The organism is Halobacillus sp. B23F22_5 (assembly GCF_043497085.1).
Taxonomy (GTDB): domain Bacteria; phylum Bacillota; class Bacilli; order Bacillales; family Halobacillaceae; genus Thalassobacillus.
The window spans coordinates 1-641 of the sequence record NZ_JBIEKI010000044.1 but is presented as its reverse complement, the minus strand read 5'-3'; the positions used below and the strand labels follow the sequence as shown (position 1 = coordinate 641).

1 protein-coding gene is annotated in these 641 nt (G+C 36.7%); it reads left to right on the top strand.

All coding sequences use genetic code 11. The annotated features are described in order from the left end of the window. Nucleotides 1–576: Mu transposase domain-containing protein (locus ACGTN9_RS21030; RefSeq protein ID WP_499596486.1), on the top strand; the 576-nt coding region annotated here is incomplete at its 5' end. Nucleotides 577–641: the final 65 nt, after the last annotated feature.

Sequence of the window (641 nt, the reverse complement as noted above, 5' to 3'; positions counted from 1 at the left end):
GAATGGAAAACAGCAAAAGTTCAACTGAACTACCACATCCAAGTTGATCGAATGTATTATTCCGTTCCATATGATTATGTCCGAGAGAATGTCGATGTTCGACTGACCACGGATTTAATTGAAGTTTACTTCAAAGAAGTCCGGATTGCATCCCATAAACGACAACATGGTGAAATTGGCCAGTTAGAGACCAATCCAGACCATATGCCTGACAATCACCGATTATATTTAGATCATAATCCAGAAAATAACCGGAAGTGGGCAGAAACAATTGGGCCATCTATGACTCAATTTGTCTCTCGTATCTTAGAAATGAATGTAGAGAAAAAAGCATTAAATAGCCTTAGCACACTGAGGAATATAGCAAAGAAATACCCAAATGAAGAAATAGAGAAAGCAACAGAAACCTTACTTGAAATTTCAACAAACCCAACGGTTTCTGTCTTTAAAAGTGTAGTAGAAAGAAATAAGAAGAAAAAACAAAATAAAAAAACGGATATTAACAGACCTCGCACTACATCTGACGACTATGGATTTGTCCGTGGAGCTAAATACTTTGGGAGGGATACAAAATAATGAACCAAGAAACTTTACGTAAACTAGTAGAAATGAAAATGGGTGCGATGGCGGAATTATATCAG